A 763-nucleotide genomic window follows, 5' to 3' on the forward strand; every position below is an offset into this window, starting at 1 on the left:
GTGTTTAGAAGCGCATTCCGAAGTTTGCGCCGATCATGAAGCTTTCATCCTGGCCTATTTCTCCGGCGCTGATGTAGCGTCCGACGATGCCCAGTTCGGAAGCTTTGGAGACAGGTGTCGCGTAGACGATTTCCCCTGTGTAGCGGCGTTTTGTGCTGATCCCGATGGTTTGGGTAACAACACCGCGTTCACCGGTGAGGCGATCGATCACTTGATCGCTGCGCAGTTCCAGTTCGCCGCGTTCGACGGTCATGGGTTGGCCGACAGACACCCGCAGGATATCCTGACTTCCCATGACGCCGCGTTTGTTGACGGTGAACTGCCCTGCTGAGCTCATGACGTCACGCGATGTTGCCAGGATTTGGCCCTGGGCTGTCTGGGTTGCGCCGCCGGTAGCCGACAGATCAAACGAGAACCCGTCGCCGAGATCCATCGAAGCGGATACGGTAACAGCGTTGGTGCGTGAGCCTTCGCCGAGCAGCGCGGCGCTGCCGGTTTGGGCGCCCAGAACCGCATCTTCTTCACGCAGATACGTGTACTGCGCGTTGACCGACAGGTTCTTGGTTACTTTTTGCTCGACCCCGATTGTCAGGGCTTCGGCTTCGCGGGCACCGAGCTGGCGCTGGATGTTGCGCTCGATTTCCGAGACCCCGTCGAGATCGCGCCAGTCTTCGCGTTGCTGGCTGTAGCCGACGCTGAGAGTGGTGGCCTTGAGCGGGCTATAGGTTGCTCCGGCGAATGTCTCACCCGAAGCCAGACCAAG

1 protein-coding gene is annotated in these 763 nt (G+C 59.8%); it reads right to left on the reverse strand.

Annotated elements, in window-relative coordinates; all coding sequences use genetic code 11:
• Positions 1-4 precede the first annotated feature (4 nt).
• A partial coding sequence (locus FGU71_RS14165) for a hypothetical protein (RefSeq protein ID WP_185960332.1) occupies positions 5-763 on the reverse strand: 759 nt, incomplete at its 5' end.

The organism is Erythrobacter insulae, from assembly GCF_007004095.1.
Lineage (GTDB): Bacteria > Pseudomonadota > Alphaproteobacteria > Sphingomonadales > Sphingomonadaceae > Erythrobacter > Erythrobacter insulae.